Annotated in this window: 16 protein-coding genes; 15 read left to right on the top strand and 1 reads right to left on the bottom strand. The window is 52.8% G+C overall.

Annotated elements, in window-relative coordinates:
• The first annotated feature begins 74 nt into the window (after positions 1 to 74).
• Positions 75 to 3,158 carry a fibronectin type III domain-containing protein gene (locus A8708_RS04720; protein WP_068662362.1) on the top strand — a complete coding sequence of 1,028 codons (3,084 nt, stop codon included), beginning with the start codon at positions 75 to 77 and terminating at the stop codon, positions 3,156 to 3,158.
• A gap of 106 nt (positions 3,159 to 3,264) precedes the next feature.
• Here the strand turns inward: A8708_RS04720 and A8708_RS36015 are convergent, their stop codons facing one another.
• Entirely contained in the window at positions 3,265 to 3,840 is a 576-nt protein-coding gene (locus A8708_RS36015) for a hypothetical protein (RefSeq protein ID WP_068662361.1), read from the bottom strand.
• Between the two features lie 120 nt (positions 3,841 to 3,960).
• Between A8708_RS36015 and A8708_RS04710 the strand changes: the two genes are divergently transcribed.
• From A8708_RS04710 to A8708_RS04645, 14 genes are all read left to right on the top strand, one after another.
• Positions 3,961 to 5,346 carry a family 4 glycosyl hydrolase gene (locus tag A8708_RS04710; protein WP_068662360.1) on the top strand — a complete coding sequence of 462 codons (1,386 nt, stop codon included), beginning with the start codon at positions 3,961 to 3,963 and terminating at the stop codon, positions 5,344 to 5,346.
• A gap of 13 nt (positions 5,347 to 5,359) precedes the next feature.
• Positions 5,360 to 6,778 (top strand): MATE family efflux transporter, encoded by a 1,419-nt coding sequence (locus A8708_RS04705; protein WP_082927274.1) that lies wholly within the window; start codon positions 5,360 to 5,362, stop codon positions 6,776 to 6,778.
• Between the two features lie 21 nt (positions 6,779 to 6,799).
• On the top strand, positions 6,800 to 9,010 hold the full coding sequence (locus tag A8708_RS04700) for an alpha-galactosidase (protein WP_068662359.1): 2,211 nt from the start codon (positions 6,800 to 6,802) through the stop codon (positions 9,008 to 9,010).
• 3 nt (positions 9,011 to 9,013) lie between these two features.
• Positions 9,014 to 9,388 carry a cupin domain-containing protein gene (locus A8708_RS04695; protein WP_068662358.1) on the top strand — a complete coding sequence of 125 codons (375 nt, stop codon included), beginning with the start codon at positions 9,014 to 9,016 and terminating at the stop codon, positions 9,386 to 9,388.
• Positions 9,385 to 11,169, top strand: coding sequence for a glycoside hydrolase family 36 protein (locus tag A8708_RS04690; protein WP_068662357.1), 1,785 nt, complete (start codon positions 9,385 to 9,387; stop codon positions 11,167 to 11,169). Before A8708_RS04695 ends, A8708_RS04690 begins: the two co-directional genes overlap by 4 nt.
• Before the next feature lie 25 nt (positions 11,170 to 11,194).
• The gene (locus tag A8708_RS04685) at positions 11,195 to 12,187 is read left to right on the top strand and encodes an aldo/keto reductase (RefSeq protein WP_068662356.1); all 993 of its coding nucleotides are present in this window, start codon (positions 11,195 to 11,197) and stop codon (positions 12,185 to 12,187) included.
• A 102-nt stretch (positions 12,188 to 12,289) separates the two neighbouring features.
• Complete coding sequence (locus tag A8708_RS04680) at positions 12,290 to 13,480, top strand: hypothetical protein (protein WP_068662355.1); 1,191 nt, start codon at positions 12,290 to 12,292, stop codon at positions 13,478 to 13,480.
• Positions 13,481 to 13,631: 151 nt separating this feature from the next.
• A complete protein-coding gene (locus A8708_RS04675) occupies positions 13,632 to 14,588 on the top strand; it encodes an ABC transporter permease (protein WP_068662354.1) in 957 nt (318 codons plus the stop codon).
• A gap of 27 nt (positions 14,589 to 14,615) precedes the next feature.
• Positions 14,616 to 15,485 (top strand): carbohydrate ABC transporter permease, encoded by an 870-nt coding sequence (locus A8708_RS04670; protein WP_068662353.1) that lies wholly within the window; start codon positions 14,616 to 14,618, stop codon positions 15,483 to 15,485.
• Positions 15,486 to 15,619: 134 nt separating this feature from the next.
• Positions 15,620 to 17,194 carry an extracellular solute-binding protein gene (locus A8708_RS04665; protein WP_068662352.1) on the top strand — a complete coding sequence of 525 codons (1,575 nt, stop codon included), beginning with the start codon at positions 15,620 to 15,622 and terminating at the stop codon, positions 17,192 to 17,194.
• 150 nt (positions 17,195 to 17,344) lie between these two features.
• Complete coding sequence (locus tag A8708_RS04660) at positions 17,345 to 18,901, top strand: type 2 periplasmic-binding domain-containing protein (protein ID WP_239696535.1); 1,557 nt, start codon at positions 17,345 to 17,347, stop codon at positions 18,899 to 18,901.
• A gap of 155 nt (positions 18,902 to 19,056) precedes the next feature.
• Positions 19,057 to 20,079: a glycoside hydrolase family protein gene (locus A8708_RS04655; protein WP_204787463.1), complete on the top strand. Its 1,023-nt coding sequence runs from the start codon at positions 19,057 to 19,059 to the stop codon at positions 20,077 to 20,079.
• A gap of 15 nt (positions 20,080 to 20,094) precedes the next feature.
• Entirely contained in the window at positions 20,095 to 21,081 is a 987-nt protein-coding gene (locus tag A8708_RS04650) for a Gfo/Idh/MocA family protein (RefSeq protein WP_068662350.1), read from the top strand.
• Positions 21,078 to 23,201 carry a glycoside hydrolase family 31 protein gene (locus tag A8708_RS04645; protein ID WP_068662349.1) on the top strand — a complete coding sequence of 708 codons (2,124 nt, stop codon included), beginning with the start codon at positions 21,078 to 21,080 and terminating at the stop codon, positions 23,199 to 23,201. Before A8708_RS04650 ends, A8708_RS04645 begins: the two co-directional genes overlap by 4 nt.
• Positions 23,202 to 23,312 lie beyond the last annotated feature (111 nt).

Raw genomic sequence — 23,312 nt, 5'->3', positions numbered from 1 at the left:
TTAAACGGCGTTCACACCTGTGAACGCCCGTTTATCTTCATGTATCGTCCTTGGAGTGGAAGGAGCAACTATCTATGATCACAGCAAAACAAAAACGGAAAATCATTTCTGTTGGCCTTGCACTAGCGCTTATGCTGGAACTGGCTCCCTTGCCAGACGCCATGCTTTCGAAAGCTGCCGCAGCCACGCAGCAAGATATTCTGGATCCGGCTTTTATCGCTAGCCATGGTGGCAATTCGGTAACCGTTCAGGCAGATCCGAGTCGATCGCCTTATGATGTTTTTGGAGAAGCATTCGGCACGGACAACCCGGTGGAAGGCGCAACGAAAACGGCGCGCGCCATCATGGGCGAGGAAGCAGCGCGACATGTCGCCAACTACTATGACACTGTTTTGGGCAAAGATGTATTCAAAGTGGAAGTAAACGGAAGCGACTGTCTCTCTTGTTATTTGCATAATGCGACTTACAATAGCGCCACAGGGACTTGGTCAGGAGGCAATGACGACCGCCAGCGTATTGAGATCAGACCGCCGGAGGAAAGCCGGGATCGTATTGGGCTTGAAAATGATATTACCGCATATCATTGGAATCTCAAGATTGATAAAGATATCCCTAAGCCGGATGGCTTTTTCCATATTTTTCAGTATAAAGCTTATAATTCGCTGGGTGCAGGCGTTCAAAATTTGCCGCTTCACGACAAAGTGAACTTCCCTGATTTCTCGAGCTCGGAAGACGGCAATCCGATTCTGACCTTCACGATCTCATCTTCGGCGAAGCAAAATCTCGAATTCCGTTATGCCGATATCGGAACGGATGCAGGTCAGGAGACGCTGGCAAGCGTTCCGCTGAACGACATCAAAGACAGATGGTTGGACATTACGGTGAAAATTTTGAATGCCGAATACGGCTGGGTTACGATGACGATGAAAGACGCACTGACTGGCGAGGTGCTGATGTCATATAACGATCCGGATCGCGTGCTGGATATTTGGCGCAGACCGGAAATCAAATATAATGGCAACACGTTCGAAGGACCGTATCCTGCAATTCCAAACATGATCAACCGCCCGAAATGGGGCATTTACCGGAAAGCAGATAAAACGAATCCGAATGTGAGGGATGCCAAAATTTATCTCTCCGATATCACGCTGTACAAAGCAGCTACCGGCGTTTCGCCCGTGAATTTGGCTTACGGCAAGCAGGCGTACAATTTTGGCGCTACCTCCGGCAATGCCATGCAACTGGCGAATGCGCACGCTGAACGACTTGTCGATGGTGTCCAAATCGATCCGGTTGTGTATTCGAATTTAACCGCAGTACCGCAAAGCAACAATTCTGCCTTAGGCGAACTTAGCTGGATCGGTACGGAGAGCTCCAAAAAAGGCTCCGTTGTGGTGGATCTCGGGAAGAAGATGTCGTTCAGTCAGCTCAAGCTGTTTATGAAAACAGCACGGCTCAAAACGATGAATATGTGGGTATCTGATGATGAAACCGATCATACGGAGAGCACGCTTGGCACGATACCATTTAGTGCAAGCCCAGACTTTACGTACAGTGGCCCGAATAGTGGGGGCGAAGATACGGCGGATAAAACGTATACGATTGACCTGGGTACAACGCACACGTCTCGGTACATTAAGCTGTATTTTGAGAATGGCTCAGGCGCCAATGGCGCAGGGACGGCAAATGGCGTTCCAACTTTTACGATGACTGGCCCTCCTCGCCTCACCGAACTGGAAATCTATAACGCTCCGCAAAAAGCGAAAAAAATTCAAATTGCCTACACAAGCGGCCCCCAAGCAACGATTTCCTGGGATCCGGTGCCCTCGGACCATTTTGTCATCTATGATAACGGCAAAGTGCTTGTGGACAATGTAATTGGCAACAGTTATACGTTTACGAATTTGGATCCCGGAGCTGCCTACAATTTATCCGTCCGAAATGTGTACACCGATCCGTATTCGTTTAAACCACTCATGTCGGCGGAAAGCGAAACCCATGTGCTGCATACGGACGGCAGCCCCATTATTCCGAGCCCTCCGGCATCGGTCACGGTAACGGATGCAGCGGATAAAACGATTAACGTCGCATGGGAGCCTGTTGCGGACGCACAGAGCTATCGAGTGGCGCTGGTCACAGATGCCGTCGAACGCATCGTGGCGGATGAATACACGGGTAGTTCCTATCAGCTTAAAGATTTGTCTCCCGGCACGTCTTATGGCGTGAAAATTTATGCGATTCGAAGAGGAGCGTTATCCGCCCAAGCTGCCCAAGCGTCGGTGGTAACAGCCGGTATCAAACACGGATCAGACAATTTGCTCTATAACAAGGAAGTCCAGTATCCGAGAGTATGGAACGATGATACCAGCAGCTACAGCGCGAGCAAAGCGCTGGATAACAACGATGGTTCCCGATGGGTGGCATTAAAAGGCTCAACCACGGCCTGGATGATGGTGGACATTGGGGCCTTAACGCCGGTTCAGAGACTGGAGTATTATAGCTATCAGAACAAGCTGAAGAAGGTTTCGTTCTACTACGCGACAGACGGAGACGCCTTCAAGGATCCGACTAGTGCAAAATGGACGAAAATCTTGACGGACGACCGGGTCGCGCAAGGGAAGTACGGCAATCCGGCGATCACGCAAATTGCCGAGCACCTGACGCTGCCGGCCCCGGTTAATGCCAGATACATCAAGTTTACGGTCGATGAGGTCGATGGAGATATTAACGTCAACGAAGTGAAGGCGTTTGGGCCGATTTCTTTTACCGGCAATTCAGCGCTTAGCGCTTCTAATACGACGGAGTCAGGGACGTTGCTGCAATGGACAGGGGCAACCACCACGATTCCTGCTGAAAGCTATAATGTGTATCGTGACGACGAGAAAATGACGACGGTTGCTTCGAATGTTTACCAGCTTCAAGTCACAGGCTTATTGCCGGGTACTGCGTACAACTTCAGGGTCAGAGCGGTCAACGAGTCTGTCTACGGCGCTGTGTATGAGACGCTTGGCGGCTTGCCGTTGCAGGTGACGACGCTTGGCGCTTCGGCAGACACAACGCCGCCTGGCTGGGGGATGGATGCCCGATTAGCTGTATCGCAAGTGACAAGCAGCAGCGCTGTACTCACTTGGACAGGGCAACCGATAACGTCGGTATAGCAGGATATAAACTGCACGCTGTCACAAATGCAACGTACTCGAGCGAAGTTGACGCGCAGACACTGACCTATACGTTAAGCGGACTCGCTTCCGGCACTTCCTATACCTACCGAGTGCTGGCAAGGGACGCTGCGGGGAATTGGAGCATGGGCCCTGACGTGACGTTCAGCACGCCAGTTGTAGCAGATCCTGACCCTGGCCCCGGCCCCGGCCCTAGCCCAGGTCCAAGCACCACGAACGCGCCAAGCACACTTGACGCGACACCCGTGCCAGGCGAGCACGCGTACCAAGCTGTGATTTCATCGTCTGCAATCAGCAGCGGCAAGGCAAGCAGCACGACGCAGATCCGCTCGGAACTCGGGACTGTGACGTTGCCGGGCAATATGTTTGCAACCAGTGAGCTAAGTGCAGCCAACGAAGTGAAGTTGTTCCGACTGGGCTTTCGGGCTTTACGGATCATAAGGAGATCGCCGCCTACGCCGAGGAGAGTATCGCCCAACTGCTCAACCAGAAACTGATTCAAGGCAGCGGCAGCCTGTTGGAGCCATTGAAATCCGCTACGCGCGCTGAAGTCGCTGTGCTCTTGTATCGAATCTATAATCGATAATCTGAAAAAAGGCGCTCTTGACTGAATGTCAATCAGCGTCTTTTTATTGTCTTTAAATAAAGTGTAAAAAATCACAACCCTGCTGAATTTTTGCCATCCCCCAAATGGGGTTCGTTGCCTATACTGAGAGCGAGAAGATGTTCAATTCGTTCAGAAGTTACATTAAAAACAGGAACAATATCAAGGAGGGGCAACATGAAATTTGCGAATGAAAAAGTCAGTGAGATTCAAATCGCTTATATCGGTGGGGGCTCGATGTACTGGGCCAAAAATTTGATTGCGGATCTGGCGCTCGATGATCAGCTTTCAGGGACGATTCGCTTGTACGATCTTGACTATAACAAAGCATGTCACAATGAAAAATTGGGCAATTCGGTCTCTGACTACCCGGAAGCGAATGCCAAATGGCAGTATAAGGCGTATCCAACCCTGCAAGAAGCGCTGACGGGGTGCGATTTCGTCTTTATTTCAATTTTGCCGGGCACGTTTCAAGAGATGGAGTCAGATGTGCATGAGCCTGAAAAATACGGCATTTACCAAGCTGTTGGTGACACGACGGGGCCAGGCGGGCTTATCCGAGCATTGCGTACGATTCCGATGTATGTCGAATTCGCGCAAGCGATTGAACGTTACGCACCGGATGCTTGGGTGTTCAATTATACCAACCCAATGACTTTGTGTACGCGCACGCTCTACGAAGTGTTTCCGAAAATCAAGGCGTTTGGCTGCTGCCATGAGATTTTCGGTACGCAAAGCTTGCTGATCCGCATGCTGAAGGACATGGAGGGTATTGATGGGTTGCACCGCGATCAGATTAAAGTGAACGTGCTGGGTCTGAATCATTTTACCTGGATTGATCAAGCGACCTATCTCGGTACAGACCTGCTGCCAATGTACAGCAAATTTGTGGATCGTTACTATGAGACAGGCTTCGAGCACAACAAAGATGCTTGGAAGACGAATCCGTACACCTCAGCAAATCGCGTGAAATTTGATTTGTTCCGGCGTTACGGCGTCATTGCGGCTGCGGGGGATCGTCATTTGGCGGAGTTCATGCCGCCTTGGTATTTGAAAGATCCGGACACGGTATACGACTGGAAGTTCGGTCTGACGACGGTGCAAAGCCGGGTTGAAAAGAATGCGGCTACGGCGGACTATTACGGCAAGCTGCTATCCGGTGAAGAGAAGCTGCCGCTGAAAGCCTCCGGCGAAGAAGAGGTGCGGCAACTGAAAGGTTTGATCGGCCTACAATCGTTCGTGACTAACGTTAATGTGCCGAACGTCGGGCAAATGAAGGGCATTCCGCACGGCGTGGTCGTGGAGACGAATGCTGTTTTTTCAGCAAACTCCCTGCGTCCTGTCTATGCGGGTGAGCTCCCGCTTCCTGTTCATAACCAAGTGTTGCAGCACGCGATGAATCAGGAGCTGATTCTCCAAGCTGCACTGAAGAAGGACAAAGCTCTTGCGTTACAAGCGTTCGTCAGCGATCCGCTGGTAACGATCGGAGTGACTCAGGCGGAGGCGTTGTTCGAACGCATGCTGCAAAATACGAAGGCTTACTTGCCAGGTTGGAAGCTGTAAAGGCGACACTGCGATGAGTACGGGACTTAAACTGGGAGAAGAAGCTGGCAAAAAAGACAGAACCCAGCCATATAGCGATGCCGTCATGATCGATTCAGAGGACGGGCGCGCCATCAGGCGGATGATTTTCAAATTGGCGGGACCTTCGCTGACAGAAATGCTGCTGATTAATCTGACCCAGATGATTATGATGATTTTCGTCGGTCATCTGGGTTCCACATCTGTGGCAGCTGTGGGATTCACGAGCCAAATCTACGCATTGATGACAGTTTGTTTTGCGGCGCTCAATACCGGCACGACCGTTATTGTCGCCCGTTCCGTCGGCAGCGGCCGGAGGGAAGACGCCAATCGAGCAGCAGGACAGTCGCTGCTGCTCGGCACGATGCTCTCTTTGCTTATTATGTTCGCAGGGCTTCTCTATGGCGAAAAGTTGCTGTTTATGATGGGGGCAAATGAGGATGTTGTGCAGGAGGGCCTGACGTATGCTCGGTTGATGTTTATCTCGATTGCTTTTTCGAGCATTTCGTCTTCTTTATCTGCGATTTTACGCGGAGCGGGCGATACGCGTACACCGATGAAGATCAACGTCCTGGCTGCGTATTTGACAGTTTCGTTAGGCTTTGTACTTATTTACGGCCATCTCGGCATTCCGGTATTGGGCACGACAGGCGCAGCTGCAGCGACCCTCATCGTTCAGTTCGGGGCGATGCTGGTCTTTCTATTGGTCATGTTCAGCGGCAAGTTCGATCTTGCCTTAAGCTGGCGGGAAATAAGCCATTTTGATAAAAAGATGATCAGCCGCATGCTGAGTATCGGCATCCCGGCGAGTCTGGAGCAGCTCGTCATGCGGCTAGGTATCATGACATTCGTCAAGATCGGCGCCGGACTCGGCACCACAGCGATTGCTGCCTCTCAGTTGGTCACGAACGTGATCGGCCTGTCCTTCATGCCGGGGGCGGCTTTTGCTATCGCGGCCTCAACGCTTGTCGGACAGTCGCTCGGCGTCGGCAAAGCGGAACTTGCAGAGCGATACGTAAGGCAGATCCGCAAGTACGGCATGGCGCTAGCTGGCGTAATCGGCGCGATCTTCATCGTATTCGCGCCGCAAATTTTAAGCTTGTATACGAACGATGCCACCATGATCCGCGAAGGCACCTGGGCACTTCGCATCGTCGGTTTTATTCAAGTATCTCAGATCTCCCAGTTCATTGTGGGCGGCGCTTTGCGCGGAGCGGGCGATACTCGCTATCCGCTCTATTCCACGATGATCGGCGTCTGGGGCGTTCGGGTCGTGCTCAGCTATGTGTTCGTGTATGTTTTCGGCTGGGGCATGATCGGTTTATGGAGCGCGGTCGCTTGTGATCAATTTCTGCGTTCTCATCTGATTTATCTTCGGTATCAACGCATGGCGTGGAAAAAACTAAAGGTGTAAAAGAACGGAAGGAGTAGCTTAATGGCGATTACGTTTGATCAGGCAACACAAACGTTTCATCTGCAAGGAAAAGCATCCAGTTACATTATGCAGCTGGTTTCACCTGGTTATCTGGCGCACGTCCACTGGGGTGCGAGGGTGCGAGGAACGAACATCGGCAGTTTGCTTATGCGCAGACGCCGCTGTTCCTTCTCCCCGTCAACGGATCCGAACGATCTGTCGCTATCGCTGGATACGCTGCCGCAAGAATACCCAGCCTTTGGCGGGAGCGACTTCCGTATGCCGGCGTATCAGGTGCAGACCGAGAACGGCGCAACGGTGAGCGAGCTGTTATATGCCTCGCACCGGATCTATTCCGGGAAGCCGAAGCTGGAAGGGCTGCCCGCCACCTATGTGGAGTCGGTAAGCGAAGCGGAGAGCTTGGAAATTACGCTATCCGATGCGATTATCGGTTTGAACGTCATCCTGACCTATACCGTCTATCGCGATATGGACGCGATTGTGCGTTCCGCCCGTTTTGTCCATGAGGGCGAAGTGCCAATCAAACTGCTTAGGGCGCTTAGCTGTAGTCTGGACTTACCGCACGCAGAATTCGAGGAGCTGCATCTATCGGGCACGTGGGCGCGCGAGCGGCATATCGAAAGACGTCCGCTGAGTGCAGGAGGGACGGTCATCGAGAGCCGCCGCGGCAGCAGCAGCCATTCGCTTAATCCATTTATCGCGCTGTTGTCCCCAGACGCCGATGAGGATCACGGGGATGTCTATGGCTTCAGCCTCGTATACAGCGGCAGCTTTCTCGCTCAAGCGGAGGTGGATCCTTACGGCACTACCAGAGTCGCAATGGGGATCAACCCTTTTGATTTCAGCTGGCTGTTGGAACCCGGCGAACAGTTCCAGACGCCGGAAGCGGTAATGGTCTACTCTGCGGAAGGGCTTGGCGGTATGTCGCAGACGTATCATCGGTTGTACCGCACGCGGCTATGCCGGGGGGTGTTCCGTGATCGCCATCGTCCAATTCTGATCAACAATTGGGAAGCGACGTATTTTCATTTTAACGCGGATAAAATTGAAGCCCTTGCGGTGGAAGGCCGGAAGCTCGGCTTGGAGCTGCTTGTGCTGGACGACGGCTGGTTCGGCAAGCGCGACAGCGATGCCAGCTCGCTAGGTGATTGGTTCGTCGACACTACCAAGCTGCCCGGCGGCATGGCGGATTTGGCCGAGCGCGTCAAGGCACAAGAACTGGCCTTCGGCCTTTGGTTCGAGCCAGAGATGGTATCGCCGGACAGCGAGTTGTATCGCGCGCACCCTGACTGGTGCCTTCATGTCCCGGGGCGGCGCAGAACCGAAGGTCGGAAGCAACTGGTGCTGGATTTCTCCCGCCGAGATGTGCAGGAATACATTGTGCAGGCGCTTAGCGACATCTTGGCAAGCAGTCCCATCACCTATGTGAAGTGGGATATGAACCGCAACATGACGGAGATCGGCTCGGCGCTGCTGCGGCCAGCGCGTCAGCGGGAAACCGCACATCGGTACATACTCGGACTTTATGACGTCCTTGAGCGTCTGACAACTGCGTTCCCGCACGTGTTGTTCGAAAGCTGCTCGGGCGGAGGCGGAAGATTCGATCCCGGGATGCTCTACTACATGCCGCAGACGTGGACGAGCGACAATACCGACGCCGTGGAGCGATTGAAAATTCAGTACGGCACGAGCCTCGTCTACCCAATTTCCACGATGGGTGCGCATGTCTCCGCCGTGCCGAATCATCAGGTGCATCGCACGACGCCGTTGGCCATGCGCGGACATGCGGCGATGTCGGGCAATTTCGGGTATGAGCTCGATTTGACGACAATTGGCGAGGACGATAAAGAATTGATGAAGCGGCAGGTTGCCCTGTATAAGGAGCTTCGTTCGCTGATCCAATTTGGAGTGTTTCACAGACTGTTAAGTCCGTTTGAAGGCAATGAGACGGCCTGGATGTTCGTGGCAGAAGATGGTAAGGAAGCGCTCGTCGCTTACTTTCAGGTGCTCGCGAAGCCGAACCCGCCGCTCAAGAAGCTGAAGCTGAAGGGGCTGGCCGCGGATCGCAATTACCTGGTTGCCGATCCGGATGCGCCGGAGGAGCCGACGGAGCGCTGGGGCGGCGATGAGTTAATGGGGATCGGCATCCATCTGCCTGTTTGGAAGGGTGACCTCCGAAGCCGACTATACCGAATACACATGGAGGAATAAGCGATGATTAAGTTGAGGCTGACGGATTTGCTGGATAAAAAAAGTGGGCATATCCTGCAGGATGTGCTACCAGGCGCCTATTTAAGTTCGGGTGGCTTGTCATTTGCCAAGCGGGGAGAGCGCAGCCATACGAATGATGGTCCTGAAGGCAGAGATTATCACGTGCATGGCGATTGTGAGGCTTTTATTATTTTACAGGGAAGTGGAACAATGGAATTGAATGGGGAGCATATCCCGGTCGCTACCGGGGATATCTTGATTGTAGAGCCTGGCGAGGATCATCATCTGAACTCCAGCTCCGAAGACCCGATTGTCACTGTCTGGTGCCATGCAGGTCCGTCCCCGCATAAGAACCAACAGAAGGGTGATGCCCAATGAGCGTTCAACTAACGACCGAGAACCATACATTTACCGTAAACGGAGAGTTTGTTGGCGTGGATATCTCCTTGCTAAGCGAAAAGCTGGAGGAAAATCTGCACCTCATTACGCTCCGCTTAAATTCCGAAGCTTCGTTTACACCTTCGCCGCTTAGTATAGAGTGGTCGCAGCCGGCGTGGGATATTCAGGCAGGCTGGACGCCCGCGATGGACCGCAACCGCAGCTTCAAGGCGGATTGGATGCGCGGCTGGCGCTCGAACGCGGCGGCATCGGCGCCGGTTTATGCACTGTATAACAGTGCCGGCCGCAATAGGCTCACGTTCGCTTATTCTGATGCACTGAACACGGTTCAGTATCGGGCCGCGATCAGCGAAGAGACGGCGAATTTCTACTGCCGCATTCAGCTCTTTACGGAGGCGGCCGTGCCGATGCAGGCGTATGAAGCCAAATTGCTCGTGGATACGCGGGATTTGCCGTACTACGAGTGTCTGCAAGGCGTCCAGGCTTGGTGGAGCGCGATGGCGGCCTATACGCCGGCGTTTGTGCCGGAAACGGCAAAAGAGCCTATGTATTCGACGTGGTACAGCATGCACCAGCATGTGACGGACCGAAAAATTGAGGAGCAGTGCCGCCTTGCAAAGGAACTAGGCATGGAAGCGGTCATTGTGGATGATGGCTGGCAGACAGAAGACCACGGCAGAGGCTACGCCTATTGCGGCGACTGGGAGACCTATGATGGCAAGTTTCCCGATATGAAGCGCCATGTGGATGCCATTCACGATCTTGGCATGAAGTTTATTTTATGGTACTCGGTGCCTTTCATCGGCAAGTACAGCAAGGTCTGGGATCGCTTCAAGGATAAAATATTGCGTTACAATGAGAATCATGGCGCCGCTGTGTTGGATCCGCGTTACCCTGACGTGCGCGAGTACATCATCGGGAAATATGAAGCGGCTGTCCGGGAGTGGGGGCTTGACGGGTTCAAGCTGGACTTCATCGACACGTTCTATTCGCCAGAGCTACAGCTGGCTTCTACGACGCCAGGCAAAGATTACGAGTCGATTCCGGAAGCGGTTGACCGTCTGCTTACCGATTCCATCGCTCGCCTGCGCGAGCTGAAGCCTGAGATCATGGTTGAATTCCGCCAGATGTACATAGGCCCTGCAATGCGCAAATATGGCAACATGTTCCGGGCATCGGACTGCCCGAACGACAGCATCCAGAATCGGGTGAGGACGATCGATCTGCGCCTGCTCTGCGGGAATACGGCTGCTCATGCGGATATGATCATGTGGCATCCGGACGAACCGGTGGAGAGCGCAGCGCTGCAAATGATCAACATTTTATTCTCTGTTCCGCAAATTTCGGTGGAATTGGACCGGGTTCCGTCGCAACATCTTGCTATGCTGAGACATTGGCTTTCTTTTTATAAAAAGCATCGGGATCTGCTCTTGGAAGGCCGCTTGGCGCCGCGCAATCCGGAGCTGCTCTATCCGCTCGTGCAATCGGTGCGCGGCGATCAAGGCATTGTGGTGACGTATCATGACCGATTGGTGCCGCTGGAGACAGGCAGTTCCGAGCGGACGTGGTTCATCGTCAACGGAAGGCGAGAGGATGGTCTCTATCTCGAGGTGACGGGGGATGTGCCGACCCAGACGCGGGTAGAGATTGCCGATTGCTGCGGACAGGTGCTTCACACCGAAGTCTTGACGCTGGCGAAAGGGATTCATGCGCTTGCCATTCCGGCATCCGGGCTGGCGACAATTCAGCTTGACCAGTAATACTCAAAATCAAGGAGGAACGTCAATGGACTACAAAGCAGATGAAAACCGATACGGCGAAATGCCATATCGGAAGACGGGGAAGAGCGGACTGAAGCTTCCGCCAATTTCGCTTGGCCTCTGGCATAATTTCGGGGGAACGGACTTGTTGGAGAACAGCCGCGCGCTGGCGCGCCGCGCATTCGACCTAGGAGTTACACACTTTGACTTGGCAAATAATTACGGGCCGCCGCCGGGCTCGGCGGAAGAGACCTTCGGTCAGATTTTGAAGAAAGACTTGCATCCGTACCGCGATGAGCTGATTATCGCCTCGAAAGCGGGATATCGGATGTGGGATGGCCCTTATGGGGAGCGCGGCTCCCGGAAGAGCATGCTGTCGAGTCTGGATCAGAGCTTGAAGCGCATGGGGCTCGAGTATGTGGATATTTTCTATTCGCACCGCTTTGATGCGGAAACGCAGCTGGAAGAAACGATGAGCGCACTGGACCAGGCTGTCCGTCAGGGCAAAGCGCTCTATGTCGGCGTATCCAATTACAATGCCGAGCAAACAGCGGAGGCGGCTGTCATTCTCAAACGTCTCGGCACGCCGTTCGTCATTCATCAAGTGCATTACTCGATGTTTGAGCGAAGGCTGGAGCAAGGGCTCCAGGATGTACTGACGCACGAGGGTATCGGCTCTATAGCGTACAGCCCGCTGGCGCGCGGCTTGCTCACCGACCGGTATCTCAAGGAGATCCCAGCGGATTCCCGCGCGGCGGGAGGCAGCGTCTTCTTGCGTCCCGAAGACATTACGGAGGAGAAGCTTGGCAAATCGCGCAAGCTGAATGAGCTGGCCGCTGAACGCGGTCAAAGTCTGGCACAGATGGCGCTCGCTTGGGTGCTGCGCAAAGGGCTTGTCACGTCCGCGTTGATCGGCGCGAGCAAAGTGCAGCAACTGGAGGATAACATAGCGGCTATTCGCAACTTACATTTTACGGATGAAGAGTTGGCCCTTATCGATCAAATTTTGGCTGACTAAGCAAGGGAAGCGGGCAACGAGCATCAGCACCGAAAGGACGACACTGTTCCTTCGGTGCTGATGCATTTCAAAGCATTTACGCTAAGGAGGAGTTGAACCACGATGGCTAGGTTAACGAAAGAGACATTTACGGAACAAATCATGCAGATGCCTGTGCTGGACACCCATACCCACCTGATCGGGGATCGACTGTGCGCAGCGGATTTCTGGGAAATCGCACATTATTTCTGGCTATTCCGCGAAATGCAGGCGGCGGGATATCCGGCAAATGCCGCCGAGCTGCCGGAGGAGGAAAGGATCGCGGCCTTCCTCGACGCCTACAAAGCAACGAGAAATACGCTGATGAATATCGCGTTTACGCATATTTGCAAGGATCTGTACGACATCGAGATCCGTGACCGTGCGTCTGTGCTGGCTCTGGATGCGGCCGTGAAGCGATCGGCGCAGCAGGCGGGCTGGGCGCAGCATGTTGCAGACCGAATGCAAGCCCAGGCCTTCGTCGTGAATATTCCGGAGCATGCGGCATTTCTGGGCATGCGCAAGCCGGCGATTCTGCTTCCGCGCATTGACGGCAAGCTGGGGGAATGGACCCGCACGGTCGTTGAATCGAGCGATCCGATCGAAACCTTCGCACATGTACGCGAAACGCTGGCAAACCTGCTGGACACGTACCAAGCGATGGGCTGTCGGGGCATCATGACTACGCTGCCGCGTCTGGCGATTAGCGCGAACCAGCCAATCACACTCGCGCCGGGTTGCAGCCGAGACGAAGTCATGCTCCAGCTGCTGCATGAGATTGGCGCCGAGGCTGCGCAGAGAGGGCTTCTTGTCCAATTGTTCCTTGGCGTGGAACGCTCATGGTGCGGCACCGCTGTGCCGGCGAACGATCCGGAACGGATCTTGAAGCTGACCGCGCTATTCGAGCGGTATGCGTGTTCGTTCGAGCTCGTCGTCGCCTCCGAGATCAACAATCTGGACATTGTACAGGCGGCGTGGAACTTCCCGAACGTTCATGTTGGCGGCCATTGGTGGTTTAACTTTCGCTCCAGCACGTATCGCGACAGCATGCAGTATAGACTGGAGGCGCTGCCAGCGATGAAAAGCTCGCTCATCGTCTCCGACGCCCGCTGCATCGAATGGAGCTACGGCAAAATCATGGTAATCAAGCGGCTGGCAGGTGAGTTTCTGTGGCAGCAGATCGAGGCCGGTTGGATTGAGCAGGAGACAGCGCTGCAGATCGGCGAGGATTGGCTGTACCGAAGCGCCGCCAAGCGCTACGGTTGGGAGACATAGCGCGGGTTCCCCGCGCTTTTCTACTTTTCAAAGCCGGTCCTTGATCGTAAAAAAACACAATTCGCAGTAAGTTTCACCATCGCTGACACGCGCCATCCCCTGTAAGATGAAGAGGTAAACATGCTGCAGCATACACGAAGGGGAGGAGAATATGGCCAGTAAAATTCAGGCATCCGATCGAAGCAATTATACGTTCTCATCACAACGACAGAAGTGGGTTTTCATGCGAAAGCATTGGCCGATCTATGTCATTTCCATTCCGGGAATCATTTATTTCCTGCTCTTTAAATATATCCCGCTGTTCGGTTCCATGATCGCTTTTCAGAACTACAACATCTTCAAAGGGATTAAGAACAGCCCGTGGGTGGGACTGGACAACTTTCAACGGATGTTCCAGTACACAGAGTTTTTGCAGATTTTGAAGAATACGATTCTTATTGGTTTGTATGATTTATGCTTTGCTTTTCCGATTCCGATCATATTGGCGCTGCTGATTAATGAATTGCGCCTAATGGCTTATAAACGAGTCGTTCAAACCGTGGTGTATATGCCGCACTTCCTGTCCTGGGTTATCGTTGGTGGGGTCGTCGTCGGGGTGCTCTCACCGTCAACGGGGATCGTGAACCATGTCCTGGGGCTCTTCGGAATCGACCCGATCTATTTTCTTGGGGAAAATGAATATATTCGACCGATTCTGATCGCCTCCGGCGTATGGAAGGACAGCGGTTGGGGCACGATTATTTATTTGGCGGCAATGGCTGGTATTAACCCGGACTTGTACGAAGCCGCTCAAATTGACGGAGCCAGTCGGCTGCGGCAAGTGACTGCGATTACAATTCCTAGCATCTTGGGAACTATCGTCATCCTGTTTCTGCTGCATATCGGAAACTTTTTGGATTTCGGATTTGAACGCGTATTCGTTTTCCTGAATCCACTGAATAATCAGAACGGTGAAATTATCGATACGTTCGTTTATCGAGCAGGTCTTGTTGATCGCCAATACAGCTATACGACGGCGATCGGGCTGTTCAAGTCCGTTGTCGGCTTATTGCTTATCATGTCCAGCAACATATTTAGCAAGAAATTAACGGGCGAAGGCTTGTATTAAACCGGCACTTGAAGGAGGATTTCGCCGATGATTATGACAAGAGGGCATAAAATTTTTAATATTGTAAATATTGTTCTGTTGGGGCTCTTGGGCCTCAGTATGATTCTTCCCCTGCTCAACATTATTGCACAGTCGTTCAGCAACAATGTGGCGATTAATGCTGGAGCAGTAGGGATATGGCCGGTCGGTTTCACAACAGGCAGCTATAAGCTGATTATGAAGGATCCGACGATTTGGACCGGCTTTCGCAACAGCGTCATCATTACGGTTTTCGGGACGCTGATCAATCTGGTTATGACGACAACGTTGGCTTATCCGCTATCCCGGCCGGAGTATCTGTATCGGAAGGTTATTCTGATTATGGTGTTAATTACACTCATTTTCAGCGCTCCGCTGATTCCGAACTATTTGTTGGTGAAGCAGTTGGGTCTCCTAAATACGTTATGGGCGTTAATGCTGCCGATGGCGATCAGCTCGTTTAATTTGTTCGTCATGCGCTCCTTTTTCGTCAATCTGCCCGTCGAGCTGCTCGATTCTGCCAAAATTGACGGGTGCGGGGAGTTTCGTATATTGTGGAAGATCGTGCTTCCTTTATCCAAGCCAGCCATGGCGACAATGGGCATCATGTATGCCGTCGCACACTGGAATCGGTATGCCGACGCTGTGTATTACATCAACGTTCGGCAATGGATTCCTTTGCAGGTGCGTTTGCGAGAAATTGTCTTCACCGACCAGTTCGGCCAATCCGACGTTACTTCGGAGCTGCTGATGTTTTTGTCGCCGGAAGGCATTAAGATGGCGGTCATTGTTGTAGCAACAGTGCCGATCCTTCTTGTGTATCCGTTCTTGCAAAAGCATTTCATTCAAGGGATGATGGTTGGCTCTGTAAAGTCGTAACTTTCAATAAACAAAAAAACGCAAGAAAATACATGAGTATCGTAAAATTACCAATTCCCAAGCTTTCGGCGTCTGTATAAGATGAAATTGGAAACGCGTTCATCCACAATATGTTCAGAAAGAAGGGGGTTCTTTTGAAAAAGACAGCAGGGATCGTGCTTGCAGGATTGCTGACCGTTAGTACTGTTTTGGCAGGGTGTTCTACCGGCAATCCCGCAAACTCGTCGCCGCCGGCTTCGGCGGCTCCAACGGAAGCGGTGAAGAAGCCGCCGACGAAGTTCTCGATTTCTTATCCCACCACGTCGAATACTGGCTACCACACCCGGGTTGACATTAACAACGACAAGTGGGTTAAGAAATTGGAAGAGCTCACGAATACAGATTTGACTGTCAAAGTCGTCGAAACAAGCAAAATGGGTATCATGTTTGCCAGCAACGAAATCCCTGATGTAGTGGGGAGCTTGGGCACAGCGACGGATAGCGCGATGTCAGGCTCCGTTGAAGCAGGCATGTTCCAGCCGCTGGACGATTTGCTGAAGCAGAACGCGCCGAATTTGATGAAGAACGTACCGAAGGAAGCTTGGGATGCGGTCTCGTACAACGGCAAAATTTACGGCATTCCGAACTGGCTCAACAATCCGTCGCGACGCACAACGTTCATTCGATCAGATTTGCTGGAGAAAGCAGGTCTTCAACCGCCGAAAACCGTGGACGAATTTCTGAATGTGCTCCGCAAATTTAAAGAGATGGGTGTCAAGTTTCCGTACGGAGGCAGGGAGAATCTGAAGTACGCCGATACGATTCTCGGTGCTTACGACGTACTGCCGTATAAGGAGCAGTTTGAGGTCGTGAACGGCCAAGTGGTACCGAAATTTTTTGATGTCGAGAATATGACCAAGGCGTTAACTGTTTACAAAACAATGTTGGACGAAGGCTTGATGGCGAAAGAGTTCGCAACGGTTTCGTCAACGGATTGGCTGAAGTCGATTCGGTCCGGAGAAGTGGGTATTTGGTCATCCAATCTCGTTTCCTTGAACGATTTCCGCACGAACATTCCAAACGCGGTGCAAGGCGCCAAGGTTGATGTTATTCCGTCGCCTATCGGGCCTGAGGGCAAAGGCGGCTATCTGATGTATTTGCCAGTGACGAGTGCGCACTATATCAACAAGAATGTGAAGCCGGAGACAGCTGCGGCGATTGTGAAGTATTTTGACTGGATGTCTTCGGACGAAGCGTACAAGTTCTTCACTTACGGCGTTGAAGGGGATACGTACACAGTTGTTGATGGCAAAATCAATTACAAGGAGCCGACCACGAAGGAAGGTCTGGAAGAGCAGGACTTCCGAGGCACGCTTCATTCCGCACACGAGAGTACGGTGAACAGGCTGAAAATGCAGTCGGACCCGAACGGCCCTTACATTTTGAATGCGTTTGACAAGATTTTGGCGAAGGAAGGGCTCTCCGGAATCGGCTTTGCGCCAGATCTCGTGGCGAATGCGAAGTTCCCGGATGCCGCTTCGCCAGGCTCAGACGCGCCGCCGAAGATCATTATTGATCATATGATTAAAATGATTTACGGTAAAGAACCGATCTCCGATTGGCCGAAAGTGATTGAAGAGTACAAGAGCAAAGGCGGCAACGAGATCATCAAAGAAGCTACAGAGCGTTACAACGCCAAGAAAGGCGTATTGCATCTCGGCAAGCTGTAGAGCGAAAGGCTCAAATCGCAAGAAATGACAACCTAACATAAGGAATCACATACAAATATTATGAAAACATCCTATAATAAAGTTGTAATGTAACCGTTTTCAAATACAGATGAAAGCAGGGGTTGTATGAAAAAAGTTCTTAGTTTATCCATGGCCGTAATACTCACCGCCGCTGTGCTTCCGGCTTGTTCATCGAACAAAAGCTCGGAAAGCGGATCATCCGCCCAACCGTCGGCCAGCACGAATGTCAAGAAAGAGGCGACGAAGTTTTCGATGGTGCTTCCCACGACCGTCAGCACAGGCTACCATACGCGCGTTCCTGACATTAACAAGGATAAATGGGTGCTGAAGTTGGAGGAGATGACCAACACGGACGTTGATCTTAAGGTGCTGGAGGATTCCAAGTTCGGCTTAATGTTTGCAGGCAATGACATTCCGGATGTTGTTGGAAGTATCGGGGGCCCAGGCAGTAAATCCATGTCCGGTTCCGTTGAAAACGGCGTGTTTATGCCGCTGGATGATTTACTGCAGAAGTATGCGCCGAATTTGATGAAGCAAGTTCCTAAGGCGGCTTGGGACACGGTGTCCTATCAAGGCAAAATTTACGCAGTTCCTGAGTTCTTAAGCAACCCTTCCCGTCGCGGAACTTACATGAGAACCGACTTGTTGGAGAAGACGGGGCTTCCAGCGCCGAAAACAGTCGACGAGTTCCTGAATGTGTTAAGAGCGTTCAAGAAGCTGGGTGTCGAGCAGCCTTATCAAATGCGGGAAAACTTCAAATATGCCGATGTCATTCTTGGCGCATTCGATGTTCTTCCGTACAAAGACCAGTTCGAGCTTGTGAACGGCCAGATCGTACCGAAATTCTTCGATGTCGAAAATATGGAAAAAGCGCTTACCGTCTACAAAACGATGTATGACGAGGGCTTGATCTCCAAGGAGTTTGCAACGATTTCCTCAACAGATTTCGGCAAGAGCATCGAGTCTGGCAAAGCGGGCAGCTGGTCGCAGAACGGATCAGGTTTGCCAGGCTACCGTACGAAGATTCAACAAGCGGTTCCTGGATCCAAAGTTGATATCATTCCATCGCCGAAAGGGCCAGAAGGAAAAGGCGGTTATTTCTTCTATTCGCCGGTGATTCGCTCCTTCTTCGTAAATAAAAATGTGAAGCCTGAGAAGGCTGCGGATATTATTAAAACGTTTGACTGGATGGTAACGCCAGAAGCGGAAACTTTCTTCTCCGTAGGGATTGAAGGCGATACCTATACGAAAGACAGCAGCGGAGCAATTAACTACAAATTCCCGAAAACAGCCGAAGAGACGGATGAGGAAGGCTGGCGCAGCGGCACGCTGTGGGCCGTGCACGATTCTACCTACAACAAGATGAGACTGCAACTTGACGACAACGGCAAAACAACGCTCAAAGCGTTCAATGACGTTTTATCGAAAGAGGGCTTGTCGGGCATCGGGTTCTATCCGGAGCTTAGCACATTCTCCAAATATCCGGATTTGGCTGCGCCACAACCTGACGTTGGCCCGAAAGTGGTCGTCGATCATATGATCAAAATGATTTACGGCAAGGAACCGATTTCGGACTGGCCGAAGGTCATCGAGGAATATAAGAGCAAGGGCGGCAACGACATTATTAAAGAAGCGACAGATCGCTGGAACAAGAAGGATGGCGCTATCCTGATTGATAGGAAGTAAAACAGAGAGAGCCTGGGGCATGATATGCCCTAGGCTATTCTGGCTATTGGGCAGAATTCGTAAAAAAAGACATAGCTGCGTAAGAATTTGCCTTCCTGATTCGTCGTAATATTTTATAATGAAGGCAATATTCGACAGGGAGGAGTGTGAAGGTGATGGCAAGTCTTGCAGAACGAATGCTCCCGGCTCCGCGCGAAGGCGGGTTTCGCATGGAGGGATACTGGGTTTGGTGCGGGTCGGTTGTCCAAGGAGAGGATGGACGGTATCACATGTTTGCTTCTCGATGGCCGAAAACGTTGCCGATGCATCCAGGCTGGCTGGTAGCGTCCGAGATTGTAAGGGCTGTATCTGATACGCCGGAGGGGCCGTATGCGTTTGAAGAGGTTGTTCTGCCTGGCAGAGGTGCGGAATACTGGGATGGCCGCAGCACACATAACCCGCACATTGTGAAGCATGACGATCATTATCTGCTGTATTATATGGGATCGACCCATCCGTTAGCGGATCAGGTCCCTGGCGATGGGTTTGGACTGGAGGATCCTCGCTGCATCGTTGCCCGTTCGAATAAACGAGTCGGACTAGCGGTAGCGAAGAGTGTCTACGGGCCATGGAGGCGCTTCGATCAACCGATTCTTCCGGTTCGGCCCGGGCACTTCGACAGCTACCTGACCTCGAATCCGGCGCCGTGCATTCACGAGGATGGTTCGGTGCTGCTCGTCTACAAAGCGCGTGAGTATGAAGGCAACATACATGGGGGAATGACGATTGGAGCGGCAGCTGCGGAACATTGGCAGGGACCGTACCATGTTATATCGGAGGAACCAATTTTCCCGCCGGCCAAATTTCATATTGAAGATCCTTTTATATGGAAAACTGCCGATGGTTACGAATTAATAGCCAAAGACATGGAAGGGACGCTCTGTGGGGAGAAGCATGGCGGCATTCATGCCGTTTCATCCAATGGCCGGGATTGGCGCTTGGCGGAGGAACCGCAAGCGTATTCACGGACGGTTCGGTGGGATGACGGCAACGTTCAGACAATGGGGAACTTGGAGCGGCCGTTCCTGCTGTTTCAGAATGGACGGGCTACTCACCTGTTTGCGGCCGTCGCAGACGGGCCGGGAGGCTTCCGGCATGCAGAGAACACGTGGAACATGGTGATTCCACTTCAAGCTTAGGAGGATGGACAGAAGATGAAGGCAATACTCGTTGGTTTAGGTTCTGCCGGTTTTAGCTGGTACAAACGGCTGAGAGAAAGAGGGTTGCTCGCTGCCGTGGTGGAAGTCGATCCTTCCATGAAGGAGAAGATGGGGGACGATCCGTTTCCTTTTTATACGTCACTGGAGGAAGCGCTGGATAAGACTCGTGCGGATTTTCTCGTGAATGTGACGTCGCCTATGATGCATACGAAGGTAAATGCGGCTGCTTTTGACCGTGGGCTCGCTGTCCTATGCGAGAAACCGATCTCCTTTAATTATCAGGATTCAATTCAGATTGTGGCGCGAGCGGCACGGGAACGCATCCCTTTCATGATTGCGGAGAATTATCGAAGAATGCCTTATATTCGCAAAACAAAGCAGCTGATCGACGCGGGAGCCATTGGCGCCTTGTCGTCGCTGGACATTCAATTTTACCGCTACCATCAAGTTCAGCGACGATATACGGTTCGCATTCTTGACGATATTGGTGTTCATCATTTTGATTTGCTTCGCTATTTTACAGGAAAGGAAGGAACAGCGATTCAGGCAAAGCTGTTCAATCCGGTGAACGGCTGGCTGGAAGAGGGAGCCACTCTGAATGCCTATGCGTTTATCGAGCTGGAAGGTGGCATTACAGCGGCCTATCAGGCGTCAATTGCATCCAAGGGCACGGAGACGCCATGGAGCGGCAATTGGCGTATTGAAGGCACAGAGGGCGCACTCGAAGTAAGGGACAAGGAGATATACGTTATCCGTGATCAAACATGCATCAAGGTCGAGGACTTTAGCGGCATTGACGAAACGGATACATTGACTGAGTTTTTAGCGTCGCTGCAGGAGCAGCGCGAATCGGAAACCAGCGGTCAAGATTATCTCAAAACGCAAGCGCTGGTTCACTATGCGTGTGTGGCAAGCGATACGGGACTAACGCAAACAATTCATGTTCCGCAGATTACGGAGAACGGAGAGATCACAACATGATGGCAACAGGCTGGTCACTAGCAGCGCCGGGCATCTGGCGCATGTCCCTCCAGGCAGCAAAGGGAATTACGCCGCTTTCTTTCATGAAAGCGCAGCCTCGCGAGACTGCGCTGAAGCAAATGCCGGACGTGCAACCGCCGTTTGACTGGGAACAGGTTCACATTGAAGAAATCCGTGATGGCCTGATCGTTTCCTTCCCGCTGACAACAGCGGAGAAGCTGTATGGAACGGGGTTGCAACTGATGCGCATGAATCAGCGGGGCAGAACCCGTTACCTTCGGGTCAATAGCGATCCGAAGCAGGACACGGGCGAAACGCATGCGCCGGTTCCGTTCTATGCGAGCGACCGCGGCTACGGCGTCCTGGTAGATACGTCCCGGATCGTGACGATGCATTGCGGCTCGACCTTGGAATTGGCGGACACGTGCCCCGAGCATGTCCGCGACCGCAACACTGACGCGGGTTGGACGGCAACGCCGCGAGCCGCCCGCGTCGAGCTTAGGCTGCCGAGCGAAGGCGCTGATGTCTACGTCTTCGGCGGGCCCTCCTTAGGGGACGTAGTGGCCCGCTACAATTTGTTCTGCGGAGGCGGCGTCCTTCCGCCGAAATGGGGACTCGGCTTCTGGCACCGCGTGCCGACGCTGTACACCGACGAGCAGGTACTGGACGAAGCGGAGCAGTTCCGTGTACGCGGCATCCCCTGTGATGTGATCGGGCTTGAACCGGGCTGGCACAGCCAGAGCTATCCGGTCAGCTATGAATGGGAAGCAAGCCGATTCCCGTCGCCGGGGACGTTCGTGCAGCAGCTTCGCGCAAAAGGTATGCGCGTGAATTTGTGGGAGCATCCTTTTGTCTCGCCGAATAGTAAAAGCTACGAAAAGCTGCGCCCTTACGCTGGCAGCCATACCGTGTGGGGCGGCATTGCGCCCGATTATGCGATGGCCGAAGCTGTTGAGCAATACAAACATGTGCATGAAACGGAGCATGTCAACTTGGGCGTGTCCGGCTATAAGCTCGATGAGTGCGATGGCAGCGAGTTGACGCGCAATTCGTGGATGTTCCCGGCGCATGCCAAGTTTCCTTCAGGACTCGACGGCGAGCAAATGAGGCAACTGTACGGCCTGATGTTCCAGAAGATGACGAGCGACCTATATCGAAGCAAAAACCAGCGAACGTACGGTCTCGTGCGGGCATCGGGTGCGGCGGCTTCAACGATGCCGTATGTGCTCTATTCGGATTTGTACGATCATAAGCAGTTCGTTCGGGCGCTGTGCAACGCTTCGTTCAGCGGGCTGTTGTGGACGCCGGAAGTACGCCGAGCGGTCAGCGCAGAAGATTGGGTGCGGCGCATGCAGACGGTGTGCTTCTCTTCGCTGGCCATGTTGAATGCATGGGGAGACGGGACGAAGCCATGGTCTTACCCCGAAGTGGAAAGCATCGTGCGCCATTACATTGAGCTGCGGATGAGGCTTCTGCCCTATTTATATACGGTCTTTGCCGCCTATAGGGAAACCGGGATTCCTCCTTTTCGGGCAATGCCGCTGGTGATGTCGCCAGCGGAGATCGCGGCGGCGGAAGGCCATCTGGCTGAGTTCGAACAGGAAGTTTTAAATACAACCGACGCCGCTTACGGCAAGAAAACGGTCCGCGAATGGGACGATCAATATATGATGGGCGATTCCCTCTTGATTGCACCTCTCGTAGCCGGAGAGACGGAGCGGGATGTGCTGCTGCCTGCTGGTGTCTGGTATGGACTGGAAACCGGCAGGCGTTATGAGGGCGGACGAATCGTGCTGATTCATGCAGGGCTTGAATCGATGCCAATCTTCGTGCGCAGCGGATCCGTCATTCCGATGATGCCGAGCCTGCTGCATGTGCCAGAGTCCGGCAGCCCTGTTCCTCTGACCTTCGTCCATTTCGGCGAAGAGGCAGGTGAAGGTACGCTGTATGACGATGACGGCGAGACGTTCGCGTACGAGGAAGGTGCTTGCAGCTGGTGGAAGGCGCGGGTAACCCGGCAGCCTGACGGAAGTTACGCCGGCGAGCTTTTCGGCGACAATCAGGCTGTTCCACAGTCCTACAGCACCATATCGTGGAAATTCGCACAAACCCGCTTGTAGCGTGGGGCGAGCACCGAACTGCAGGTTCCATGTACGCGGGATTTCGCGTTGTGGAACCTGTCTCTGTAAGGTATCATTAAAGGCATCGTTCGTACACATGATTAAAGGGGG

The sequence above is a fragment of the Paenibacillus oryzisoli genome, from assembly GCF_001653565.1.
GTDB classification, from domain to species: Bacteria; Bacillota; Bacilli; order Paenibacillales; family NBRC-103111; genus Paenibacillus_E; species Paenibacillus_E oryzisoli.
This window is presented reverse-complemented; position numbering and strand designations above follow the sequence as displayed.

Coding starts and splice junctions, on each gene's coding strand:
- A8708_RS04720 (WP_068662362.1), top strand. CDS start 75: ATGATCACAGCAAAACAAAAACGGAAAATCATTTCTGTTGGCCTTGCA.
- A8708_RS04710 (WP_068662360.1), top strand. CDS start 3,961: ATGAAATTTGCGAATGAAAAAGTCAGTGAGATTCAAATCGCTTATATC.
- A8708_RS04705 (WP_082927274.1), top strand. CDS start 5,360: ATGAGTACGGGACTTAAACTGGGAGAAGAAGCTGGCAAAAAAGACAGA.
- A8708_RS04700 (WP_068662359.1), top strand. CDS start 6,800: ATGGCGATTACGTTTGATCAGGCAACACAAACGTTTCATCTGCAAGGA.
- A8708_RS04695 (WP_068662358.1), top strand. CDS start 9,014: ATGATTAAGTTGAGGCTGACGGATTTGCTGGATAAAAAAAGTGGGCAT.
- A8708_RS04690 (WP_068662357.1), top strand. CDS start 9,385: ATGAGCGTTCAACTAACGACCGAGAACCATACATTTACCGTAAACGGA.
- A8708_RS04685 (WP_068662356.1), top strand. CDS start 11,195: ATGGACTACAAAGCAGATGAAAACCGATACGGCGAAATGCCATATCGG.
- A8708_RS04680 (WP_068662355.1), top strand. CDS start 12,290: ATGGCTAGGTTAACGAAAGAGACATTTACGGAACAAATCATGCAGATG.
- A8708_RS04675 (WP_068662354.1), top strand. CDS start 13,632: ATGGCCAGTAAAATTCAGGCATCCGATCGAAGCAATTATACGTTCTCA.
- A8708_RS04670 (WP_068662353.1), top strand. CDS start 14,616: ATGATTATGACAAGAGGGCATAAAATTTTTAATATTGTAAATATTGTT.
- A8708_RS04660 (WP_239696535.1), top strand. CDS start 17,345: ATGGCCGTAATACTCACCGCCGCTGTGCTTCCGGCTTGTTCATCGAAC.
- A8708_RS04655 (WP_204787463.1), top strand. CDS start 19,057: ATGGCAAGTCTTGCAGAACGAATGCTCCCGGCTCCGCGCGAAGGCGGG.
- A8708_RS04650 (WP_068662350.1), top strand. CDS start 20,095: ATGAAGGCAATACTCGTTGGTTTAGGTTCTGCCGGTTTTAGCTGGTAC.
- A8708_RS04645 (WP_068662349.1), top strand. CDS start 21,078: ATGATGGCAACAGGCTGGTCACTAGCAGCGCCGGGCATCTGGCGCATG.